The sequence below is a fragment of the Flexivirga endophytica genome, from assembly GCF_014640635.1.
Taxonomy (GTDB): domain Bacteria; phylum Actinomycetota; class Actinomycetes; order Actinomycetales; family Dermatophilaceae; genus Flexivirga; species Flexivirga endophytica.
The window spans coordinates 715,712-737,638 of sequence record NZ_BMHI01000001.1 but is presented as its reverse complement, the minus strand read 5'-3'; the positions used below and the strand labels follow the sequence as shown (position 1 = coordinate 737,638).

Genomic DNA, 21,927 nt, shown 5'->3' with positions numbered 1-21,927 from the left:
CGGTCCACAGCACAGCGCAATTCGCTGCACAACGTCGTTGGTCGTGTCGTCTCGGTGCAGGAACCACCCGCCCTGTCGCACCGATCCGCAAGGTCCTCCGATAGACGCACGATCACCGGCGGACGGTTCCGCGGACGCTGAAGCCGTCTCTGTGAACTCGGGCCGTGGAGCGCCGTTCCGGCATACGCTGTCGACGTGCGGGGGCCAGGATCGAACGGAAGTCAGCTTGCGGAGTTCGTGTCCGCCCGAACAGCCGAGTTGCATCGCGCGGCATACCTGCTCACCGCTGACCAGGAGCGCGCCGAGCGGTTGGTCCAGGTGACGGTGGAACGCCTGCGCCGCGACCGCACTCCGCTCGGACAGGCGGGCACGGTGGCTCGTCACCACATGGCTCGCCGTGCTGCAACGGCGACCGAGCCGAGCAATGCCGGCGACGGCGGCTCACCGGCCGATCAGCAGCACGCCACGATCGCCGGTATGCCGCCACGCCAGCGCGCAGTGCTCATGCTGCGCATCCTCGACCGGTATGACGAGCGCTCCACCGCACGGGAGCTCGGCATCTCCACCGGCGCCGTCGCCACCGCGGAGGCGGAGGCCGGACGCATCCTCGGCATAGCCATCGACAGCGACCAGTGCCGCACCGCACTGGTCGATTTCGCCGATCGGGCCACCTGGCCCGACCCGGCAGCGACGCTCGCCGGCAGCGCACGCGCCAAGGAGAGTGCCCGGCGGCCCTGGTGGACGTATGTCGCCGCGCTCGTCGTGGTCGCCCTGACGGTCACGACGGTCGTCGTCACGCAGGGATGGCACAAGGATTGGCTACGGACACCCGATGGGCTCAACGACGCGCATGGCACGCACTTCCCGACCTACATCGACGGCTACAAGTTGGTGACAGTGCGCGAGGCCGTGCCCGGCATCGCCCAGAACGTCACGACCGGCAAGGAAGGCGCGGTCGCGCTCCCCTGCGACGTGATCGAGCCGAGTGTGCGACTGTCCGTCCAGAGCGAGGGATCGGACGGCTACGAAGGCGACTCGTGCCTCGATTCCGACCTCCCGGCCCGACTCACGCGCGTCGAAGGCAGAGCGTCTGCCATCGTCCTCGGCACGCGACGCCACGCATATCCGATCGCGGTCTACACGAAGATACCGTGCAGCGAATATCCGGTAGCCACAACGGATTTCGATGTCCAGCACAACCTCACGCTCACCGATGCCCGCAAGGAGGCACATGGGGGCAAGGCACCGTCGGCAGCAGGTGAACGCCCCGTGTTGACACTGCATGGCACCGCTGCCCATCACAACGGGACGTTCACCGGGACGCTCCGACTGCCACCGGCCGAGTCGGACCTACCGCAGGTCAATGCGGTCGGTCTGCTGTCCCCCACGACGACCGGCCGGTTCCGGGTGCGCATCGACGACTTGCCGCCGACCACCAGTTGCGGTCAGCCACGGCCACCGAGCACCGACCACCTCCTGGGGTGCTCCCTGCTCGACCATCGGGTTCCGCAGATCACTTACCTGCAAGACCTGCCCGGCGCGTCCGACACCGTCCAGGTCCAGATCGTCGTCAAGGACGCCCGCGGCCCGTGGACGCTGCAGGTCGTCGCCGGCACCTACGGGATCGGCGCCGGATCGCCGGACTGAGCCCACGCGGCACTTCCCCGTCATACGCTGACGACATGTGGGGGCGAGACCACCCGGACGAGCAGCTCGAGGAGTTCATCGCTGCCCGGACTCAGGACCTGCACCACGACGCCTACCAGCTGACCGCAGCGCAGCAGCCCGCCGAGCAACTCGTCATCGCCGTGCTGGCGGACATGCGCCGTGAGCGCGTCGAGATGGCGCAGGCCGGGACGGCCGCACGGTTGCGGATGGCCCGCATCGCGGCCCGGCTCGACGCCCCCAGCGAGATCACCGACGTCTCTCAGCTGCCGAGCGAGTTCCGGGTGCTCGCGCGGCTCTCACCGAGGCAGCGTGCGGTCCTGCTACTGCAGGTGGTCGACAACTACGACGACCGTGAGACCGCGCGCGAGCTGCAGCTGTCCTCGCGTGCCACCGCTGCGACCTTGCAGTCCATCCCGTATGACGAACTCCCTGGCGCCTCACCACATTCAGGCGAGTTACGTTCTCTCCTAGAGGCTTTCGGCGATCTGGCGGCATCGCCGAGTGCCACTACGACGCTCGCCGACGTGCACGCGGTGCCGCCACCGCCGAGGCGCCCGTGGTGGGTGTATGTCGCCGTGTTCGTGGTCATCGTGCTCACGATCGCATCGCTGGTCATCACGCAGAGCTGGCACAACGACTGGCTGCGCTCTCCGGAAGGGCTCAACCACACCCACGGGACACACTTCCCGGCATACACCCAGGGCTACAAGCTGGTCGCGATCCACGACGTCGCGCCCGGACCGGCCGAAGACATCGCCGTCGGCGCGTCGGGAGCGCTGGCGTTGGAGTGCCATCCGGGCGACCGAACCGTCAGCATCGCTGTCTCCAGCGACATCACCGGGACGTTCTCGCAGAACGAGTGCGGCGTCGACGCCGACGGGCCGAACCTCACGCCGGCCCGCGGAACCGCCCTGGTCTCGATCAGCAACTTCAACCACGACACGTGGCCGATCGCGATCTACCGCAAGGTGCCCTGGCGCGACTACCCGGTAGCCACCGGGCGCTTCGTGGTCGGGCATCCGAAGACGCTCGACGAGGCCCGCCGGCAGACGGATGGGAGCGGTCATCGCATCCCGCCGGTCGCGGCGGGCACGGTGCTCACGATGCAGGGTACGGCGGAACGACCGAACGGCACGTTCACGGGACAACTGGACATTCCGGCGAGTGTCGGGTTGACCGAGTTGGACGTCATCGGCCTCATCTCCCCCACGACGACGGGTCGCTTCCGTGTGCGGCTGAACGGTGAAGCGCCCTGGGTCAGCTGTGCCTCCTTCACCATCGCCCGGTACACGCAGCAGCACCCTGACGACTGGTGTGCCCTGTACGACCGGCACATCCCTCAGGTGGACTTCAGCACCGTCGACCCGTCCTGGAGCGTGCGCAGCCGACGGGTCACTGTGGAACTATCGGTTCAACACGCGCGTGGCCCATGGTCGCTGCAGGTCGCCGCCGACCGCTACAAGCGCGACGCGGGCGCGGTCGACGACGGCGCGAACGGCTGAGCGCGTCAGTCCTTGTCGGCCCCCGGGCCGAGGAACTTCTCGAATCCGGACCGGCCAGCGCTGTGCAGTTCTCGCACTCGCCAACGTTGGCGCGTAGTCACTCCGAGCGTTGTGGGCCGTAATTTCCTCGGTTAGAGGATGACCCCCGCGCTGCGGAAACAGCCGGGGGTCTGACGACAGAACGTGGAGGTTCTGACGTGGACGCAATGCTAGACCTACTCCCCCACCTGCAGGGGCTGGCAATGCTGGCCCTGACGATCGCGGTTCTGACCGCATGCGCACTGGCCGGTGACCTCCGATGATCAACCTGAGCAAGCGGCCCGCGGTTGACCCCTTCGAACGGCTCGACCACGCGCTTGCCGGGCAACGGTTGCTGTCTCGTGCGATCGCACAGGCAACGGACCGCCGCGACACGCGGGCCATGCGCTCACTGTCGGACCTGAGCAACGAACTCAGCGCCGACGTCGACAGGCTGCTCCGGGTGACCTCGGAGGCGTTGCGCAATGAGTAAGCCGCAGCGGGTCCACACGTTCACCACAGCGGATCTCGCCATGAGTGACGCCCTCGGGGTGCAAGCCAAGGCCATATGCGGTCGCTGGGTCGACCTCGAGCCGAACATCGATGCACCGGGCGACGGTGACCCGATCGGCACGTCCGACAACGGGTGTCAACGGTGCGCTGCGGCCGTGCGGCGACTCATCCGGGCGGCGGCTCACCATGGCTGCTGACCCCTTCGACGCCATAAGCGCGCTCGGAATCCGCATCATCTACGTTCCCGACTTCGACGATCAAGTCTCGCTCGTGTACGGCGTGGGCGTGGTCCTCGTCGACCCCGCGCTCGATCGTGAATCAGCCGCGCGAGCTGCACTCGGGTTGATCGCAGAACACGCGGCCGAGGCATGACAGCACTACTCACGGCGGCGCTGGCATGTGTGGCGTTCTGTGCGCCCGCCGTGCACCTCGAGCAGCAAGCACCCCCAACGACCATCCCAGGCGTGTTCAACAACGCGGCCGACATAGCCACGGCTGACGTCATCGCCAACTGACACGCCCCGCGGCGCTGCTCTAGCTGCTCAGCCGCCCAACTCGATCGCAGCCCGGTAATTGGACCCAGCCCGCCGAACCGGCGACGGGCGCTCACCGACAGCACTGCAGGGCAGTCCGTGAGTTGACGATGCCGCTCGGCCACACAACGTGGTCGGGCTAGACGTCGTGCGTGGGCGCGAAACAACGTGGTCCGGCATTGGGAGGGTTCGCCACCAGTGCGCCCGCCGCCAGGTGGTCCGGCTTCCTCACTGTCCGGCAAATGATCCAATTCGATACATCCTGCCCAATGGTTCCTCGCTACGATGGACACATGGCTGCGCGACTCTCTCAGCGAATGCAGCGCGTCCGTACCGCGAGGACGCGTGGCAATGACGGTCTGACCGAAACCGAGCGCAGGACGCTGGCTGAGAAGCACGACAGCGGCCGTGGCCGACCGATGAGCGCCACGGATAGCCGACTGCTGGCTGACTGGCTCTCGGCCAAGCGTGCCTCGGCTCGCGTGGGCTAAGGCGACCGCGCAGGACAAGCCGGAACTGACAAGCTTCGTCTGCACTGCACCTGCCAAGGCCGCCTACAACCATCATCGAAAAATGAAGCACCACCCGACACCGTGGGAGCTCGAGGTTCAGTCAAGCGTCAAAAGGATGAAGGTCGCGAAACCCGACACCGAAGCGTTGCTAATCGGCCGCGACGGGCGAGGGATCGCCGCAGTATCGAACTTCTCGCTCGCAGCCGATCGACGCGGATTCTGCGTGTGTGCAATTGCGGTTGCAAAGCGAGTGCAGCGGCGGGGAATTGGCAAAGAAGCGCTATTGGTGTCACTGGATTGGATGCGCACCATGGCCGGGGGGCGCAGCACCGAAATGGCCGTCATGGCACGCATCGACCCGCGCAACGACGCCAGTAGGAAGTGCTTTGCTCACTGTGGTTTCGAGTACCACCGGATGGACGGCGCGTTCGAAGTGTGGGTCCGAGAACTCGTGCCCGTTCGCGTCTCGCACTTGCAACCCTCATCGTGAGCACACCCGCACCGTGTCGTGATGGTCGCTCAGGCGAAGCCGCCCCCGCGGCCACTGCTGTCCCGCTTCGGTGCTACGTCCGCCACAGCTGCGTACGCCTGCGACAAGGTCAACAACGTGCTGGCTACGTTCTCGTCCTTCGCCGCGTCGCGTATCGACGTCAGCAGCGTCTCTGCGGTTTCGTTGCTCAGATCCTTGTTGCTCGATGCGTTCGCCATGTGCCAAGTGTGATCCTGGCCAGCGCGTGCCGTCCGCAAATCGGGAAACTCGCAGGGCCTACCGCCGACCCACGACCTCACGGAACCGGCGCCAGTCGGCGAAACCGGGGTGCTTCGGGTTCTCGAAGCCGTTGGCGACCAGCCAGCGGCCGGCAACGTGGTGATATTGCCGGTAACCCCCCTGTGTCATCTGCAGGCGGGAGATCACCGTCTGATCGACGTACGGCGCGAAGTCCGGGTGCGCCAACAGGGCGTCAGCGTCACGCCAGATCGGGTGCAGCTGGTCCAGCAACTCCGGTGGGATCGCACCGGGCGCAGTTGGCGCCGGCCTGCGGACCTTCGCCATCAGCCGGCCACCCGCTTGTGGCCCTTCCAACGGGCCTGGTTCGCCGCTGCACCGCGCAGAGAGTGACCCGTCGGCACCGCATCCCCGTCCACGTCCGGCAACGCCAGGGCGGCGATCAGACGGTGCAGGATCGCCCGCTGACCTCGAGCCTCCGTCAACGCCGGGTTGACCACTGGCTGACCAGCAGCGCCCGCAACCATCGCGCCGTGCGTCTCGATCGCCGCGGCCAACTGGTCGAGGTTGTCCAAGCAACGGCAGACCTCCAGCAGTAACGCCTGCTCAGAATCCGTCAGCTCGTAAGCCTCCGTCGTGATCTTCCAATAGGCACGACCGCGCTTATTGAGGCCGTTCGGGGTCCGTTTTGGTGCGTTCATGGTGCGAAGTCCTTCAATCAATGGGCGCTTTCAACCCGTCTGGTGATATGTGGGTGTGTTGGCGTTGCAACGATCAATGTTTCCATACGGAACGATTTGAGTGCTAGGGATCGCCGCACCTGCGACGGCCCTCCCCAGCGGGCGGGCTGGTGGGCCGTCCGGTGGCCCTCCCCACCCCATCCGGTTCCGATTGGAAACGTCGAAGCGTTGCCGCTGTTGTGGTCAAGTCGCGCCGTGATATATCTGTCACGGTTGTCGTCGTGCTGCTGTCGTTGCTGTCGATGACTGCTGACTGCGTGCTGCGATCGTTGCGTGTGTCTGCTGTCGACCGCTTGTGTTGCTCGGTTGTTGTGTCGGTGTGCTGCTGCGTGTGCTGTTGTCGTGACGCGGTGCAGCGCGTGTGCCGCGTCGTGTGTGTGTCGTCGTGCTGTCGGTGGTGCTGGTGACGGCAGGGCACCGACGCCCGGCAGGTGTGCCACGGTGCCGATGCCCTTGCCGTCACGGTGTGCATCAGGTCAGCTTGCGAGTGCCTGACTCTTGGCGAGTCGTTCCAGTTGCGGATCCACGAACTTGTTTGTCTCGGGATCGAAGTCGCCTTGGAGGTAGCCAGGACCGCGGCGGACCATGCGGTTCTCGAGCGGCTTGGGTCGGCGGATCGGCTGGTGCTGATCGAGTCGCGGCGCGGTCAGCTTCGCTCCGAGTTGCACCAGCGCTTGCCACTTGCCGCCACGTCCAGCGTGACTGGTGGCGTCCCAGGCATCCCAGACGGCACGGTGTGCGACGTTGCCACGGTCGAGCAGCAGCCCAAGGGTTGCCGTGTCGGTGGCAGCCACGCCATTGTCGTGGCCGGTGAGGGTGACGAACTCGGCGGCGGCGTCGAGCTGGGCGGCCAGTACGGGGACCGCTGCCCATGCCTCACGCACCTTCGCGTCGGCGTGCATCAGCGTCTCGGGTGCAGCGTCGGGGTCGACGGTGCCCAGGGCTGCGGTGAACGCCTTCGCTGCGTCGTTGTACGCCTTGGCTGCCGTGTCGTAGTTGGCCTTCGCGGTCTTGTCGTAGGCGGCCTTCTGTGGCCCGTACAGACGCGCGGCGACTCCCTGCAGCACGGTCGCTCGGGATTGGTTGTTGGCGAGGGCTTCGGCCTGGGCGAGTCCGAACGCTTCCGGGCTGACCGTCTTGCCGGCAAGCAGGCTTGCTGCCAGGTCGTCGACGAGCGCGGTCGTGGTCTGGGTGAACTCTGACCATGCTTCACGCACGCGGATGAACTCGGGGTCAATGGTGCCGCCGTGGGCGGTGATCTGCTCGGCGCGGGTGTGCAGGTTGCCGAGTTGGATCTGGTTACTCATGGGTGGTTTCTCCTTGGGTGTGAACCGCTTCCAGGATCAGGTTGCGGAGGCTGTTGGTGTTATTGAGTGCGGACGGGTTGCCGTGCGGCTCGGTCGCCGCCGGCGGGTTGTGGATGGCACAGACGGGTTGCTCCCCGTGCATCGCTGCGGCGATCAGGTCAGGCAGGTCCGGGCAGGTGCATCCGGTGGCGGTCACTGGACGGTGTCCTTGAACTCGTCGGCAGCGCGTCTGTGGTCGCGTCGTGCACGCTTCTGCCGCTCGCGGGTGCAGTCGGGGCAGCCCTTGCCGGTGTGGCTGACTCGCCGTTCCGTATGCTCGCGGCATACGTAGCCGCTGGCGATCGGCGGCGGAACCTTTTTCGGGATGGGTTCGGCCACGGTGCCGTCGTCGTTGACCAGGGTTACCCAATTGCACCAGCCGCAGACCATGATCGTGTCGCCGCGGTTGCCCTCCATCGGCCCTTGGATGATTGACTTGTCGGCGCAATCTCGCCGGTGCCGGGCTTGAGTAGTCATATCATTGTTGGTCATGCTGTCCTTCTCTTGGTTGGTGAGTTGGTGCTGAAGTCAGTTCCGCCGAATACGCCGTGCGTTGCTTTAACCTCGGCGGCGTATTCGCCACATAGTTCGGCGATCGGGCAGCCGGCGCACAACGGAATGGCCAGGTCGCGATCTGCGGCCTCGTCAGACGTCCAGAGGTGCGCGGTTGCCTTGTCACCGCACGGTGGCCGCTCGTTGCGATCGGTGAGCGCCAGGAGGGCAAAGTGCATGTCCTCGGCGGTTGTCATTCGGGATCGGCTTGGAGTCCGGCAACGATGCTGACGAGTCGGTTATGCAGCTGCTGCAGGTCTTCCTCGAGGTCACAAAGTGCGTCGAGCTGGTGCTTATCCACGGCGTTTCCTCCGTCGCTTCGGTTTCGGTTCAGGTTTCGGTGGTGGCGGTGTCCAGGTGCCGACGCCTTGATCGGCTCGGATCTCGCATGGCCGGCAGGTGCCGTACGTGATGCGAGTTGGCAGGAGCGGTGCGCCGCACTCGTCACACGGTGTGGTCGTCATACCCACTCCCCTAGGGCTCGATCTGGGGAAAGCGGGGATTCGATGCAAACTTCCTCATGAGGATCTGTTTTAGAAAAGTTGTCATTGAATCCCCGGAATCCCCACGGCAGGCCCCTGACCTGCAGTTTTGTCACCATCGGCCCGAACCGCTCGAGTCGGTGGTGTCCTCGGGTTTGGGTGCAATTCCGAGCCGGGGACCGTAGTTAGGTCCCGATTCGTAACCGAGCCGGTCAAGCTCTTTGCCGAACGCGCGCTCTGCAATCGCCTTCGCATCCCCTGCCACCTGCGCCCACTTCTGCCACGCGCCAAACAGGGTGCGAGTTTTCGCGCTGTAGACGCTCCCTGTGACGCACGCCTCGGCGACGAACCTTCCGACGTCATCCGATTCGGCCTGATAGTCGTGGGTCGCGGCCTTCACCGAGGCAGGTTCACGCATTCCGCCGTTGTCGACGTAATCGAAATACCCCTCGACCGCCCACGTCAGAATCCCATCAGCCTGCAACTCGAGCCGCGCCGGCAGGTCGACGTCACCATCTTTGGTGTCATCGGCAAACGTGATGTTGAACGGCACGACGCGCATTCGCCGCCACACCGCAGGACTATTCCCTTTGACCTTCGGAAGATGGTTGGTGACATAGACCAGTTGATGCGTCGGATTCCACGACACGGGCGACTCGTACAAGTTTCGAGCAGTCAGCGAGTCGCCACCGGTAAGCCACTTCATCGTGGCCTCGTCCAGTTGCCGGCCCTCGTTCGTCTCCGAGCCAATCGCCAATCTGACCCCGAGCAACGTCATCAGCTCAGGACCACCGACGCCGCCGCGCTCCCGCTGCATCAGCATGTCCGGGTTGATCGGTGTCGCGTAGTCGCCGAACGCGTGCAGGACAGCCTCATAACAGGTGCCCTTGCCGTTTCCGCCCGTGCCGGTGAGGATCGGGAACATGTGCTCGCGCACGCTCCCGTATGTTGCCTGCCCGAATACGCGTTGCAGGTAGGCGCGCACATCGTCGTCAGGCAGTGCGGACGTCAGGAACTTGATCCATTCCGCCTTGTCCGCACCAGGGTCATACGCGCCCCGTGCCGCCTTCGTAATGCGGTCGCGCGGGTTGTGCGGCAGTAGTTCGCGGGTGCGGAGGTCTAGCGTCCCGTTGGCACAGTTGAGCATCCAAGGATCTGCATCAATGTCATTGACCGTTGCGGCAAACTCGAGCGCCTCCGCGATACTCAGAACACCCTTGACGCCTGCCGCCGATTCACACTTGGCAACATCGGCGCGCAGTTGCTTGTCTCCGAGTGATGCCGTGAGTGCCCGTTTCAGTACGTCCATGACGGCGCGGCGCGCGCGCACGTCGCCGACGTCCTCTGCCCACCGCTGCCCGTCGTAGTAGTGCCAGCCGATGCCGTGGACGTATAGCAAGCGGTCGGCGTATGCCGCGGCAAGCTTGTAGGCCATGCGGACTTGGCCGGAATGCTGCTCGCCCATTGACGCCACTTTGTGAGTGCTGTCGCCCGCCACAGACTCGACCAGGTGCGGAAGTAGGCCGGTTACGTCCCCGGAGCGGTTCATCTCATTGACGATTGCCCGCTCTCGCCTGACCTTGGCCGCCTCGGCCAACTTCTCGGCGTGCCAGTCGGCATTGGATGCCGTCAGAACGTCGCCGTAGAGCTGGTGGAGGTATGCCTGCCCGCCGGCCCGTGCGAGATCCTTTGCGGGGATATGGTCGGCGACCGTTACGGGATCGGGAGTGACACCAGCATCGGTCGTTCGTAGGATCGCGTTGAACACGTCCCTATGGCGCCAGTCGTGGAAATCCTCGCCGTTAATGATCGCGCGCACAAAGGGAATGCACTTCGGCGTGGAGAGCATCGCCCCGAGCACCTGAGTCTCATGGTCGGCTATGCTGGAAGTGGAGAATCCTTGGGAGTGCCCGTCGTTCATTGCGGCGGGCATTTCGTTTGCGGTCACGCGCTGGCACCGCCCGCCACGTGGGAAACTTCGATCCGCTCCATGTCGTAGATCGCTTCTAGTCGGCGAACGAACGCGCTTGATGCCGTTTCGTCGTGGCGCTTTTCGGCCACCAGCACACGCCGTTGCGCTTGCCACTCGGGGTCATCGCGGAATGTGCTCATGCTGCACCACCACCCAACTCATCGAGTTCGGCCTCGGCAGCTACTGCCGCGGCGGTGGCTTCCTTGGCACGGCGTCGGCTGATCGCCGACTTGAGTGCTAGCCGCTTGTAGTGGGCGCGCCGCAGGTGCTCGGCGCGGACGGGATCGCCGCCGGCTTGGTCGAGGAACTTCTGGTCCATTGCGCGACGTGCATTGCTGGTGCGGGCGGCTCGATCGTCGGTGTTCGCCCAGGACATTTCTGCGGCGAGTTGGGCGGAGAGTTTGCGCTCGGAGGCTGTCATAGCCATGTCTGCTCCTGATTTCGGGCATAGAAAAACCCGGGCCGCGTGAAGCGTTCCCGGGTTGAAGGTCTGAGATTGTGTGACGACTGCTGGCCGAAATTGGGCAGAGTTCTGCTAGGGAGGCATGGTTAACCTCCCGTCGGGCACGGTGGCCCTGGGCATGAAAATGCCCCGGTCAGATTGCCGGGGCTAGATGGTGGGGCGCGGTCAGGTCGCGCGCTGGCCGTTAGCGCTTGCGGTGGGCCGCTCTCAAGATGTCTTGCACGCGAAACAACGGGCGCGGGCCAGGCTTGGCGGGCGTCACGTGTCCACGCTTCACCCACATGCGAACCGTTGAGGGTGACAGACCGTACAGTCGAGCGGCCTCGGGTCCGGTAATGAGCGCGTCAAGGTCACGTGAACCGATGTCCACTTGCCGCATGGGCCAGTATTTCGCGTTGTTGTGAGAGATGCGGTGCTTGGCATCAAACACGCGATCCATGTCGAACCAATGACCGCGGGCCGTGGTGTGAGCCGGGATGAGGATTCCACGCTTCACCCACTGCCGCAGCGTTGCCGCGGGGATGCCGGAACGCTTTGCGGCCTCGGTTGTGGCTACGTACTCATCCATCCCGCAAGCGTGACAGGTGTGACGCTTGCGCGCAAGCTGCCGAATACTTGAATTGAAAAAACCCCTGGAATTCCAGGGGTTTTTTGGTGGTCGACGATCAGCCGGATCTGATTTTGGGCGCGCTCTGCCCAACTAGTGCCTAAGTGTAGTTGTTTTGCGGTGTGCGTGCAATCCGCGGCATGTCGCTCACAGTTCCCCCAGGTTCAGCCGCTTGGACTCTTCCGCGGCCCGCGCCGATGCCTGCGCCCGCGTGTACCGCATGACCATCTGCGGCGACTGCCAGCCAGCAACCGACATCAGCCCACCCTCAGAGCCACCCTTGGATAGCCAGCGGTGCGCCGCCGTATGCCGGAACCGATGTGGGTGCATATCCGTGATCCCGGCTTCCTTCGCGTGCTTCACCAGAGCGTCATACAGACCTGCGTACTGCAGCGGGCCACCACGGGCAGCCAGCCAAAACCTTTCAGAATCATGATGTTTCAGTTTCCGGCGTGCGCGCATGTATCGACTCAGCGCCTCGGCCGTGTTCGCTGACAGTGGCACCGAACGACCGCGACGGGTCTTGGTACGTCGGATCAGCAAATACGGGTCGGCGTCCTTCCAATGCACGTCGTCGATGACCAGCTCGACGAGTTCGCCGGCGCGCATTCCAGTCTCAGCCAGCACACGGATGATCGCGGCGTCTCGGGTGTCGACGTAGACCCGTTCCGGGGTCGCGCCCTTCGGCGACTGGCAGGTCTTGAGCAACGCGTGGATCTGCTCGGAGGTGAACGGCTCGATCAGCTTCTCGTCGACCGCTGGCTGTGTCATGTCCACCAGCGGATTGATCTCGATCTCGTGCTCGGCCAGCAGCCACTTGGCGAACTGCCGCACTGCCGTCAGACGGGATCGCGCCGTATATCCCTGCATCTTCTGCTCGTCGCGCAGGTGCGCCAGCCAGGCATCAACCGAACGACGGTTGATCGGGTCGACATGACCGTGCGCCGCGCAGAACGCGAGGAACTGCCGCACTCCGCGTTCGTAGGTCACCAGCGTTCCGTCCGATTTGCGGGCGCCACGCAGGTGCACCAGCCAGTCGTCGACCAGCTCGGAGGCGTCCTCGAGCGTCAGCGCGGGGTCTGCTGGTGGCTTCGGCACATGTTCATCGTACCCAATTTCTTCATTAGGTGCGCTGTGCGTGCTACGGTGTCTTCTCGTAAGGGCTTACAACCCTTGGAATGACGCGGTTATCTGCTCAGTCCTTGTCGGCCCCCGGGCCGAGGAACTTCTCGAAACCCTTGGGCAGCTTCAGATTCGAGAAGTCCTGCTCCTCCTCCTGCTGACCGAACGCGCCGCCCACCGCCTTGTCGCGCGCTTCGCTTGCCTTACTGGCCGCCGCCTGCTCCTGCTGGGCGCGCTTGGCGGGGTTGCCGCTCTTGCCCTTCTTCTTCTTGACCTGCTTCCCACGCTTGCCCGCACCAGCGCCGACACCGGGCATCCCCGGCATACCGGGCATGCCGCCGCCGCGACGCATCTGCCGCATCATCTTCTGCGCCTGCCCGAACCGCTCCAGCAGCTGGTTGACCTCGGAGACGGTCGTGCCGGCACCTCCGGCGATGCGGGCGCGGCGGGAGCCGTTGATCTGCTTGGGATGGGTGCGCTCGAAGGGCGTCATCGAGCGCACCATCGCCTCGACGCGGTCGAACTCCTTCTCGTCGAGCGCGTTGAGCTGGTCCTTCATGCCCGACATACCGGGCATCATGCCCATCAGGGCCTTGAGGTTGCCCATCTTCTTGATGGCCTGCATCTGCTGCAGGAAGTCCTCGAAGGTGAAATCCTCCTCGTCCATGAACTTGCGCGCCATCGCGGCGGCCTGGTCACGGTCGAAGGCCTTCTCGGCCTGCTCGATCAGGGTGAGGATGTCGCCCATGTCGAGGATGCGCGACGCCATCCGGTCAGGATGGAAGACCTCGATGTCCTTGGTCTGCTCACCGATCGAGGAGTACATGATCGGGCGGCCGGTCACCGAAGCCACCGACAGCGCCGCACCACCGCGGGCGTCACCGTCGAGCTTGGAGAGCACCACACCGGTGAAGTCGACGCCCTGCTGGAACGCGAGCGCGGTCTCGATCGCGGCCTGACCGATCATCGCGTCGATGACGAAGAGGACCTCGTCGGGCTGGATCGCCTCACGGATGTCGCCCGCTTGCTTCATCAGGTTCTCGTCGACCGCGAGCCGACCTGCGGTGTCGACGATGACGACGTCGTACTGACGCACCTTGGCCTGGCCGACACCGGCCTGGGCGACCCACACCGGGTCGCCATACGACTGGGTGCCCTCGCCGGTCGCGGCGTCATGCCCGCCCTCGTTGCCCCGCTCGGGTGCGAAGCACGGCACACCGGCGCGTTCGGCAACGACCTCCAACTGGGTGACTGCGTTGGGTCGCTGCAGGTCTGCGGCGACCAGCACCGGGAAGTGGCCCTTGTCACGCAGGTGCCGCGCCAGCTTGCCGGCGAAGGTTGTCTTACCGGAACCCTGCAGGCCGGCCAGCATGATGACGGTCGGCGGCCGCTTGGCCATCTGCAGCTCGCGGGTCTTGCCGCCGAGGACCTCGACGAGCTCCTCGTTGACGATCTTGACGACCTGCTGACCCGGGTTGAGCGCAGCGCTCACCTCGGCGCCGAGGGCTCGCTCCCGGATACGTCCGGTGAACTCGCGCACCACGGGTGTCGCGACGTCGGCATCGATCAGTGCGAGGCGGATGTCGCGGATGGTCGCGTTGATATCGGACTCGGAGAGACGACCCTTGCCCCGGAGGTTCTTGAAGGTCGACGTCAGGCGGTCGGACAGGCTGTTGAACACGCAGGCAAGGTTAACTGACGTGACGATTCGTTCCTCATCGTCGCGTCAGTTCACCAATGCCTTTGGCCCGTCCTGCGGACGGAGCGCTGACCCAACGATTCATTCCTCATCGTCGCGTCAGTTCACCAATGCCTTTGGCCCGTCCTGCGGACGGAGCGCTGACCCAACGATTCATTCCTCATCGTCGCGTCAGTTCACCAATGCCTTTGGCCCGTCCTGCGGACGGAGCTATCCCGCGCCGGGCGTCTCACCATCACACGCGTCGATCAGTGCGGCGATGATCCGCGCCACGTCGGGCGGAGTTGCGGGCTCGTCGTCCGGCGTCTGGACGTAGAACGTGTCAAGTGTCTGCCCGGCATACGTCGCGACGTGCGCTGATCGGATGGCGAGACCGTGCGCCGCGAACGTCTCCCCGAGGTCCCCCAGGAGGCCGGCCCGGTCCCGGGCGCGTACCTCGATGACCAGGGCGTCGTCGGAGGCGGCGGGCACCACCATGGCGCGTGAGGTCGTCCCGTCGGCGGGCCTCGGGCCGGTCCGGCGACGGCGATCGCGCGGTGGCCCCTCGCGCAGCCGGCGCACCAACTGCTCGGTGTCGGGCAGATCGCTCAGCGGTGCTTCCACCCGCCAGGTGTTGTGCGCGATCCCGTCGGTCGTGCGGACGCGGGCGGAGCGCACCGTCATACCGAACGACGCGAGGAGTCGCGCGCAAGCCGCGAAGAGCCCCGGCCGGTCGCGGTCGGCGATCTCGACGGTCGCGCCGGAAGCCGTCGTGGTGATCGACACGTATGGCGTCCCGGTCGCCACCTGCGCACGGATCTCCTCGGCGAGCGAGGCAGCGTCCTCGACGTGGCGCGGACAGCGCCCGTCCAGCGCGGCACGACCGTGCTGCGCCAGGCGATGCACCAACTCGGCCCGCCAGGAGGTCCACGCCTTCGGTCCCGCCGCCACGGCATCCGCCTCGGTCAGCACCACCAGCAACTCCAGCACATCCGGGCGTTCGCCGACCGCGTCGAGCAGCGCGGCGACGGTCGCCGGATCGTCCGGGTCACGTCGGGTGGCCAGCTCCACCACGGTCAGGTGCTCGCGCACCAGCAGCCGGATGGTCTCGACGTCGTCGGCCGCGAACCCCATCCGCCGAGCCACGTTGGCCGCCACGGGCGCCCCTTCGACGGCGTGGTCGTAGACCCCGGAGATCTTGCCGATGTCGTGCAGCAACGCCGCGACGAGCAGCAGGTCGGGTCGCTGGACCCGATCGCGCAGCCCGGTCGCGCGCACGACGGTCTCGATCAGGTGCCGGTCGACGGTGTGCCGGTGCACCGGACTTCGCTGCGGCCGGCTGCGCACCGGCGCCCACTCGGGCAACCACGCGCCGATGACGCCCGTCAGGTCGAGGGTCTCCCACACATGCGCCAGGCCGGTGCCGGCAGCCAGCAGGTCGACGAACGCCTCCCGGATCTCCTCCGGCCACGGCTCGGCGAGCTGCGGCAACGGCTCGGTCAGGTTGGTCACCGTCGTCGGCCCGAGTGGCGCCTCGCGTCGGGCCGCGGCGGTCGCCGCCCGTAGCAGCATCAGTGCGCCGCGGCGGTGCCGCTCGCGCTGGCCGAGCACGATCTCGCCGTCGTGCAGGTAGAGCCCGTGGCCGAGCGGTCGCAACACGGGCCGGCGTGGACCGGTCCGCAGCGTGCGGGCACGCTGCGACTGGCCGGCGCGCCGCAGCGTGCCCTCCAGCGCGTAGGAGATGGTGCGACCTGCTTGCACCACGGAAGTGAGAAGGCTGTCCGCGTCCGGCTCACCGAGCAACGCGGAGACGGCGTCCTGGTCCTGGCGAGCCAGTCCGTCGCGGCCACGACCGGTCACGACGTGCAGTGCGTCGCGCACGTCGAGCAACCGCTCGTATGCCGAGTCCACCGCCCCGTGCGGCCGGTCGGCCAGCCAGGTCGCGGCCAGCGCTCGCAGCACCGCCATGTCCCGCAGGCCACCCGCTGCCTCTTTGAGACTCGGTTCGAGCTGGTGGGTCAGGTCGCCGTGCCGCGAGTGCCGCGTGTGCAACGAATCCACCAGCTCCGGCAGCCGCTTGCGCGCGTTGGAGCGCCAGTCGTGCGCGATCCCCTGCCGCACCTGGGCCACCAACAGCGGGTCGCCGGCGACCAGGTCGATGTCGAGCAGTCCGACGGCGGCGGTCAGGTCCGCGGATGCGACGGCCCGGCACTCCTTCGGAGTGCGCAGACTGTGGTCGAGACGGATCCCCTTGTCCCACAACGGATACCAGATCCGGTCGGCGAATTCGGCCACGCCGTCCCGGCGGCCGTCGTGCACCAGCACGACGTCGTAGTCCGACAAGGGTCCGCTGTCGGCACGTGCGATGCCGCCGACGACGGCCAGCGCGACGCCGTCGCCCGGCGCCGCGGCGGCCCGCCATACATCCGCCAGCAGGTCCTTGTTGTATGCCGCCAGCCGCGCCCTTCGAAGCTGGCCCGCGCCAGGTGTCGTGAAGTCGCGAGTCCCGGCCATATCCAGCCGCTCCTGATCAACGCTCATGGTGTCAACACGCTCCGCTCTCGACGCCCCACTCCATCGCCGAGAGGACACTCGATCGCCGAGGGGACACCCGATTGCAGCCGAAATCGGGCGCAATCGGGTGTCCCTTCGATGAAAGGGTGTCCTCTCGGCGCAGATGTTCGTGGGCTACAACGCACTGTCGCCGTGCTCGCCGGTGCGGACGCGAACGATGTCGTCGATCGGCAGCACCCACACCTTGCCGTCGCCGATCCGGCCGGTCTGCGCGGTCTTGACGATGACGTCCACAACACTGCGGGCGTCCAGGTCCTCCACGACGACCTCGAGGCGGATCTTGGGCACGAAGTCCACGGCATACTCCGCGCCGCGGTAGACCTCGCTGTGCCCGCGCTGGCGGCCGTAGCCGCTGACCTCGCTGACCGTCATACCGGTGATGCCGTAGGCCTCCAGGGCTTCCTTGACGTCGTCAAGCCGGAAGGGCTTGATGATCGCGGTGACGAGCTTCATGCGTCGACCTCTTCCTTGTTGGTCTGGCGGGCCGGCCGTTCCGGCCGGTGCCCGATCCTGCTGGCGGAGAAGATGCTGCCGAAGTCGTATGCCGTCTCGGCGTGCTCGGCCTGGTCGATGCCTTCGGCCTCGTCCTCCTCCGAGATGCGCCAACCCATGGTCGCCTTCAGTGCCAGGCCGATCAACGTGGTGACGATCGCCGTGTAGAGCAGCGCGGCGAACGCGATCACGAATTGCACCACCAGCTGGCGCCATTCGCCATACGCCAGGCCGGTGCCACGGGCGAAGATGCCCAGCGACACGGTGCCCCAGAGTCCGGAGACGAGGTGCACGCCGACAACGTCGAGCGAGTCGTCGAAGCCGAACTTGAACTTCAGCCCGATCGCGTATGCCGATGCCACACCCGCGACCAGCCCGACACCGATCGCACCCAATGGCGTGACGTTGCCGCACGCGGGAGTGATCGCGACCAATCCGGCGACGATGCCGGATGCGGCGCCGACCGAGGTCGCGTGGCCGTCCCGCAGCTTCTCCAGGATGAGCCAGCCCATCATCGCGGCGCAGGTCGCCACAGTCGTGTTGACCCAGACGAGGGCGGCGGATTCGTTTGCGCCCAGGGCGGATCCGGAGTTGAAGCCGTACCAGCCGAACCACAGGATGCCCGATCCGAGCATCACCAGGGGGACGTTGTGCGGCCGCATCGGCGAGGTGCCGAATCCGGCGCGCTTGCCGAGCAGCAGCGCCAGCACCAGACCGGCGATACCGGCGTTGATGTGCACGACGGTGCCGCCGGCGAAGTCGATGGGTGCCACTTTCGCCATACCGTCGACGGTGCCGAAGAGCTTGGCCGCGATGCCGTCCGCGGAGCCGGACAGTAGCCCGCCGCCCCAAACCATGTGTGCCAGTGGGAAATACGCCAGCGTGACCCACAATCCGGAGAAGACCAGCCAGGTGGAGAACTTCGCCCGGTCAGCGATCGCGCCGCTGATCAGGGCAACCGTGATCGCCGCGAACGTGAACTGGAAACCGGCGAAGACGAGCACCGGTATGCCGCCCGACTGCAGCACAGTGCTGCCCGGCTCACCCGGCAGGATCCCCGACAGCCCCCAGAACTGGAACGGCCCGGCGAAGATGCCCAGGTGGTCGTGCGTGCCGAAGGACATCGAGTAGCCCCAGAGCACGTAGATGATCCCGATGACGCCGAACGCTCCGAACGACATCATCATCATGTTGAGCACTCCGCGGGACCGTCCGAGGCCGCCATAGAAGAGCGCGAGGCCGGGGATCGTCATGAAGAGCACGAGGGACGCCGAGATCAGCATCCAGGCCGTGTTTCCGGTGTCGAGTGTCGGCGGCGCTGCGGCCGACAGTCCATGAATCAACGAGGTCATGCGAAAGACCCTGTCAATGAAGGGTTTCAGCCAGGACCCCGTCCGTGTTACAGCTATGTTGCGTGTCGCGCGATCGCGTTAACGTCAGGTTTCGCGGCCCGGATGGCGCGCCGTCCAGCGGGATCGCAGCGCGTCCAGGAACGGCTCCGCGCCCTTCTTGCGGATGCTGTAGATGTGGTCGAAATTGCTGCGTCCTTCGCCGCGGCCGAGCTCGACGCGGAACGAAACGTCGACGTACCACCACTTCCTCCGGATCTGCAGGTCCCGGATCCGCCCCCAGCCATAGCCACTCGCCCAGCGGGGATTCACGGTTTCGCAGGCCAGCAACCGCTGGTCGGTCAGCGCGAGCAGCAACGGTCGTGCGGCGGCCCGGTTACCGAATCCGGTAAACGCGCGCGTCTCCAGCACGATCTGCTCACCGGGTCGCAGGAGGTCGGTCATCATGGCGCGAGCGCGGGCCTCGCCGCGCTCGATCGATTTGCTCACGGCCCCGGACCCTACTCCGCGCAGCCGACCGTGAACCGTGAGCGGAAGGCCCGCGCATAATGGCGGTATGACGTCGCTCGTGCTGCCTGGTCCGGTGCGCCGTGCGCGCGACGCGGCGCGGCACAGGGCGGCCGTGCAACTGCGCGAGAAGGTGGCCGGTGAGGATGCCCGGCGTCGCGCCGACGGCATCTGGGGCAAGGCGGGTGAGCGCTGGTTCAGCCCCGAGGACCCGATCTGGCGGGTGCATCTGGACGCATCGATGTTCGTGGCGGGCATCCGCGCGTTGTTGCTGCAGTCGTTGCATCCGCTGGCGATGGCCGGCGTCGACGAGCACTCCAGTTATCGCGACGACCCGTGGGGCCGGTTGCAGCAGACCAGCAACTTCATCTCCACCACGACGTTCGGCACCATCCCGGACGCCCAGCGGCTGCTGGCGCGGGTGCGCGGCATCCACCGCCGGGTGCACGGGACGTTCGAGGGTGTCGACTACCGGGCCGACGATCCGCACCTGCTGGCGTGGGTGCACGCAGCCGAGGCGGACAGCTTCCTGACGTGTTACCGGGCGTTCGGCGGCGGCAGCCTGACCGAGGCCGAGGCGGACACGTATGTCGCCCAGATCGGCTCCGTGTCCGAGCAACTCGGGTTCGACCCTGCCCCGCGGACGGTCACGGAGTTGCGGGAGGCCCTGGCGTCATACCGGCCGGAGTTGCGGAGCACACCCGCGGCGCGGTCGGCGCTGCGGTTCATCCTGTGGGAGCCGCCGCTGCCGATGGCAGCACGCCCGGGCTACCTCAGCCTGGTCGCGGGCGCGATCGGGACGCTGCCGCCATACGCGCGCCGGATGCTCGGCATCCGCACACTGCCCGGTGGCGCGGCGCTGCTGCGCGGCGCCGGCACGGCGGGAGCCAAAGGCGTGCGCTGGATGCTGTCCGACCCGCAGGTGCAAGCGGACCGCCGGGTCAACCAGGCGACCGACGCATCCCGTCGTTCCTGACCCGCCGCACAAACATCCCGAGTGACGGCTTCTTCGCCGAGTGACGGCGCAATAGGACCGTCACTCGGCGAGAGAGCCGTCACTCGACAGAGAGGGGTCAGTCCAGGACTGCGTCGACGAAGGCCTCGGGGTCGAAGGGCGCCAGGTCGTCCGCGCCCTCGCCCAGACCGACGAGCTTGACCGGCACCCCGAGCTCACGCTGGACGAGCACGACGATGCCGCCCTTGGCGGTGCCGTCGAGCTTGGTGAGCACCACACCGGTGATGTCGACGGCCTGCGCGAAGATCTCCGCCTGCCGCATGCCGTTCTGGCCGGTGGTGGCGTCGAGCACGAGCAGGCACTCGTCGATCGGGCTCTGCTTCTCGATGACGCGCTTGACCTTGGCCAGTTCGTCCATCAGGCCGACCTTGTTGTGCAGGCGGCCGGCGGTGTCGACCAGCACCACGTCGACCTCGTTGTCCTTGCCTGCCTTGACCGCGTCGAAGGCGACAGCCGCCGGGTCGGCGCCCTCCTTGTCGGAGCGGACGGTCGGCACGCCGACACGGGCGCCCCAGGTCTCGAGCTGGTCGGCCGCTGCGGCGCGGAACGTGTCGGCGGCGCCGAGCATGATGTCCTTGTCCTCGGCGACCAGCACGCGGGCCAGCTTGCCGACGGTCGTGGTCTTGCCGGTGCCGTTGACGCCGACGACCATGATCACGGCCGGGCGGTCGCCCACGCGGGTGCCGGCGATGCGCCGGTCCATGTCGACGCCGACCTGCGCCAGCAGTTCCTGGTGCAGCCAGCTCTCCAGCTGCTCGCTGCTGGGTGCACCTTCAACCTGCACTCGACGTTTCAACCCGTCGACGATCTCGGTGGTCGCGTCGACGCCGAGGTCTGCGCCGAGCAACGTGTCCTCGACGTCCTCCCAGACGGCGTCGTCCAGCGTGTCGCCGGACAGCGCGGTCAGCAATCCCTTGCCGAGCGCGTTGTTGGAGCTGGCCAGCCGCGAGCGCAGCCGGGTCATCCGGCCACGGGCGGACTCGGGCCGCTCAAGCTGCTGCTCGGCCGGGGCCTCGGTCGGCGTTGCGACGTCCTGCTCGCTGATCTGCTCGATGTCCGCTGTCTCGGTCGCGGGCAACGGCGGCTGCGCCTGCTGGGGCCCTGCCGGTTCGACGCGCTCGGTCCCCGGTCCGCCAGTGGGCGCACCTTCGCGGGCGGCCGGTGGGACGGTGCCGGTTCCTCCAGCCGCTACGTCACCCGATCGGTCCTTCGGCGTGGGCGTCGTCGGTTGCGCCGATGGCTTCGAGGGCTCCGCGGGTTTCGACGTTGCACCCTTGCTGGTGTCGATCGTCGCGGTGCTGCCCGGTTTGTAGGTGTTGGCGCTTCGGGTCTTCGCCTCGCGGGCGGGCAGCGGCGGCGCGACCGGAGGAGCCGACTTCTTGCCGCCACCTCGCAGGTAACCGACGAGCAGCCCGAGTCCGGCGAGGACGACGACCGTGATGATGACAAGAATTTCCCAGAGCGAGTCCACGTGCGACATCATCCCAAATGGATCGCCGGACGGGGCGCGGTGTCACCCTCCGGATGCGCGATCCGCGTCATGCCACGGATCGCG

Annotated in this window: 26 protein-coding genes; 8 read left to right on the top strand and 18 right to left on the bottom strand. The window is 66.6% G+C overall.

Annotated elements, in window-relative coordinates:
- Positions 1–237: 237 nt before the first annotated feature.
- The 7 genes from IEX71_RS03375 to IEX71_RS03345 all read left to right on the top strand — a co-directional run bounded on the left by IEX71_RS03375 (position 238) and on the right by IEX71_RS03345 (position 5,236).
- Entirely contained in the window at positions 238–1,647 is a 1,410-nt protein-coding gene (locus IEX71_RS03375; protein WP_188835517.1) for a sigma factor-like helix-turn-helix DNA-binding protein, read from the top strand.
- 35 nt (positions 1,648–1,682) lie between these two features.
- Positions 1,683–3,170: a sigma factor-like helix-turn-helix DNA-binding protein gene (locus IEX71_RS03370; protein ID WP_188835516.1), complete on the top strand. Its 1,488-nt coding sequence runs from the start codon at positions 1,683–1,685 to the stop codon at positions 3,168–3,170.
- Positions 3,171–3,468: 298 nt separating this feature from the next.
- The gene (locus tag IEX71_RS03365; RefSeq protein WP_188835515.1) at positions 3,469–3,681 is read left to right on the top strand and encodes a hypothetical protein; all 213 of its coding nucleotides are present in this window, start codon (positions 3,469–3,471) and stop codon (positions 3,679–3,681) included.
- Complete coding sequence (locus IEX71_RS03360) at positions 3,674–3,898, top strand: hypothetical protein (protein ID WP_188835514.1); 225 nt, start codon at positions 3,674–3,676, stop codon at positions 3,896–3,898. Before IEX71_RS03365 ends, IEX71_RS03360 begins: the two co-directional genes overlap by 8 nt.
- Positions 3,888–4,073: a hypothetical protein gene (locus IEX71_RS03355; protein ID WP_188835513.1), complete on the top strand. Its 186-nt coding sequence runs from the start codon at positions 3,888–3,890 to the stop codon at positions 4,071–4,073. Before IEX71_RS03360 ends, IEX71_RS03355 begins: the two co-directional genes overlap by 11 nt.
- The gene (locus tag IEX71_RS03350) at positions 4,070–4,216 is read left to right on the top strand and encodes a hypothetical protein (protein WP_188835512.1); all 147 of its coding nucleotides are present in this window, start codon (positions 4,070–4,072) and stop codon (positions 4,214–4,216) included. Before IEX71_RS03355 ends, IEX71_RS03350 begins: the two co-directional genes overlap by 4 nt.
- Positions 4,217–4,702: 486 nt before the next feature.
- Positions 4,703–5,236, top strand: coding sequence for a GNAT family N-acetyltransferase (locus IEX71_RS03345; protein ID WP_268235911.1), 534 nt, complete (start codon positions 4,703–4,705; stop codon positions 5,234–5,236).
- A 29-nt stretch (positions 5,237–5,265) separates the two neighbouring features.
- Here the strand turns inward: IEX71_RS03345 and IEX71_RS03340 are convergent, their stop codons facing one another.
- The 17 genes from IEX71_RS03340 to IEX71_RS03260 form a co-directional block, all read right to left on the bottom strand.
- Positions 5,266–5,454 (bottom strand): hypothetical protein, encoded by a 189-nt coding sequence (locus IEX71_RS03340; protein ID WP_188835510.1) that lies wholly within the window; start codon positions 5,452–5,454, stop codon positions 5,266–5,268.
- A 58-nt stretch (positions 5,455–5,512) separates the two neighbouring features.
- On the bottom strand, positions 5,513–5,800 hold the full coding sequence (locus tag IEX71_RS03335) for a hypothetical protein (protein ID WP_188835509.1): 288 nt from the start codon (positions 5,798–5,800) through the stop codon (positions 5,513–5,515).
- Positions 5,800–6,174 (bottom strand): hypothetical protein, encoded by a 375-nt coding sequence (locus IEX71_RS03330; RefSeq protein ID WP_188835508.1) that lies wholly within the window; start codon positions 6,172–6,174, stop codon positions 5,800–5,802. The genes IEX71_RS03335 and IEX71_RS03330 overlap by 1 nt, the downstream gene beginning before the upstream one ends.
- Before the next feature lie 515 nt (positions 6,175–6,689).
- Positions 6,690–7,520, bottom strand: coding sequence for a hypothetical protein (locus IEX71_RS03325; protein WP_188835507.1), 831 nt, complete (start codon positions 7,518–7,520; stop codon positions 6,690–6,692).
- On the bottom strand, positions 7,513–7,716 hold the full coding sequence (locus IEX71_RS03320) for a hypothetical protein (RefSeq protein WP_188835506.1): 204 nt from the start codon (positions 7,714–7,716) through the stop codon (positions 7,513–7,515). The genes IEX71_RS03325 and IEX71_RS03320 overlap by 8 nt, the downstream gene beginning before the upstream one ends.
- Complete coding sequence (locus tag IEX71_RS03315) at positions 7,713–8,051, bottom strand: hypothetical protein (RefSeq protein ID WP_188835505.1); 339 nt, start codon at positions 8,049–8,051, stop codon at positions 7,713–7,715. The genes IEX71_RS03320 and IEX71_RS03315 overlap by 4 nt, the downstream gene beginning before the upstream one ends.
- On the bottom strand, positions 8,048–8,308 hold the full coding sequence (locus tag IEX71_RS03310; protein ID WP_188835504.1) for a WhiB family transcriptional regulator: 261 nt from the start codon (positions 8,306–8,308) through the stop codon (positions 8,048–8,050). Before IEX71_RS03310 ends, IEX71_RS03315 begins: the two co-directional genes overlap by 4 nt.
- A gap of 397 nt (positions 8,309–8,705) precedes the next feature.
- A complete protein-coding gene (locus IEX71_RS03305) occupies positions 8,706–10,541 on the bottom strand; it encodes a phage/plasmid primase, P4 family (protein WP_188835503.1) in 1,836 nt (611 codons plus the stop codon).
- Complete coding sequence (locus IEX71_RS03300; protein WP_188835502.1) at positions 10,538–10,705, bottom strand: hypothetical protein; 168 nt, start codon at positions 10,703–10,705, stop codon at positions 10,538–10,540. The genes IEX71_RS03305 and IEX71_RS03300 overlap by 4 nt, the downstream gene beginning before the upstream one ends.
- Positions 10,702–10,992 carry a hypothetical protein gene (locus IEX71_RS03295; protein WP_229749420.1) on the bottom strand — a complete coding sequence of 97 codons (291 nt, stop codon included), beginning with the start codon at positions 10,990–10,992 and terminating at the stop codon, positions 10,702–10,704. Before IEX71_RS03295 ends, IEX71_RS03300 begins: the two co-directional genes overlap by 4 nt.
- 220 nt (positions 10,993–11,212) lie before the next feature.
- Positions 11,213–11,596 (bottom strand): MerR family DNA-binding transcriptional regulator, encoded by a 384-nt coding sequence (locus IEX71_RS03290; protein ID WP_188835501.1) that lies wholly within the window; start codon positions 11,594–11,596, stop codon positions 11,213–11,215.
- 186 nt (positions 11,597–11,782) lie between these two features.
- A complete protein-coding gene (locus IEX71_RS03285) occupies positions 11,783–12,733 on the bottom strand; it encodes a tyrosine-type recombinase/integrase (protein WP_229749419.1) in 951 nt (316 codons plus the stop codon).
- Positions 12,734–12,830: 97 nt separating this feature from the next.
- Complete coding sequence (gene ffh / locus IEX71_RS03280; RefSeq protein WP_188835500.1) at positions 12,831–14,438, bottom strand: signal recognition particle protein; 1,608 nt, start codon at positions 14,436–14,438, stop codon at positions 12,831–12,833.
- 228 nt (positions 14,439–14,666) lie between these two features.
- Complete coding sequence (locus tag IEX71_RS03275) at positions 14,667–16,976, bottom strand: [protein-PII] uridylyltransferase (protein WP_188835499.1); 2,310 nt, start codon at positions 16,974–16,976, stop codon at positions 14,667–14,669.
- A gap of 147 nt (positions 16,977–17,123) precedes the next feature.
- Positions 17,124–17,462, bottom strand: coding sequence for a P-II family nitrogen regulator (locus IEX71_RS03270; RefSeq protein ID WP_188835498.1), 339 nt, complete (start codon positions 17,460–17,462; stop codon positions 17,124–17,126).
- Complete coding sequence (locus IEX71_RS03265; protein ID WP_188835497.1) at positions 17,459–18,853, bottom strand: ammonium transporter; 1,395 nt, start codon at positions 18,851–18,853, stop codon at positions 17,459–17,461. Before IEX71_RS03265 ends, IEX71_RS03270 begins: the two co-directional genes overlap by 4 nt.
- An 84-nt stretch (positions 18,854–18,937) precedes the next feature.
- The gene (locus IEX71_RS03260) at positions 18,938–19,339 is read right to left on the bottom strand and encodes a hypothetical protein (RefSeq protein ID WP_188835496.1); all 402 of its coding nucleotides are present in this window, start codon (positions 19,337–19,339) and stop codon (positions 18,938–18,940) included.
- Between the two features lie 67 nt (positions 19,340–19,406).
- Here IEX71_RS03260 and IEX71_RS03255 point away from each other — a divergent pair, with 67 nt between their 5' ends.
- Positions 19,407–20,333 carry an oxygenase MpaB family protein gene (locus IEX71_RS03255; RefSeq protein ID WP_188835495.1) on the top strand — a complete coding sequence of 309 codons (927 nt, stop codon included), beginning with the start codon at positions 19,407–19,409 and terminating at the stop codon, positions 20,331–20,333.
- A gap of 97 nt (positions 20,334–20,430) precedes the next feature.
- Here IEX71_RS03255 and ftsY read toward each other — a convergent pair whose 3' ends face one another.
- A complete protein-coding gene (gene ftsY, locus IEX71_RS03250) occupies positions 20,431–21,852 on the bottom strand; it encodes a signal recognition particle-docking protein FtsY (RefSeq protein WP_188835494.1) in 1,422 nt (473 codons plus the stop codon).
- Positions 21,853–21,927 lie beyond the last annotated feature (75 nt).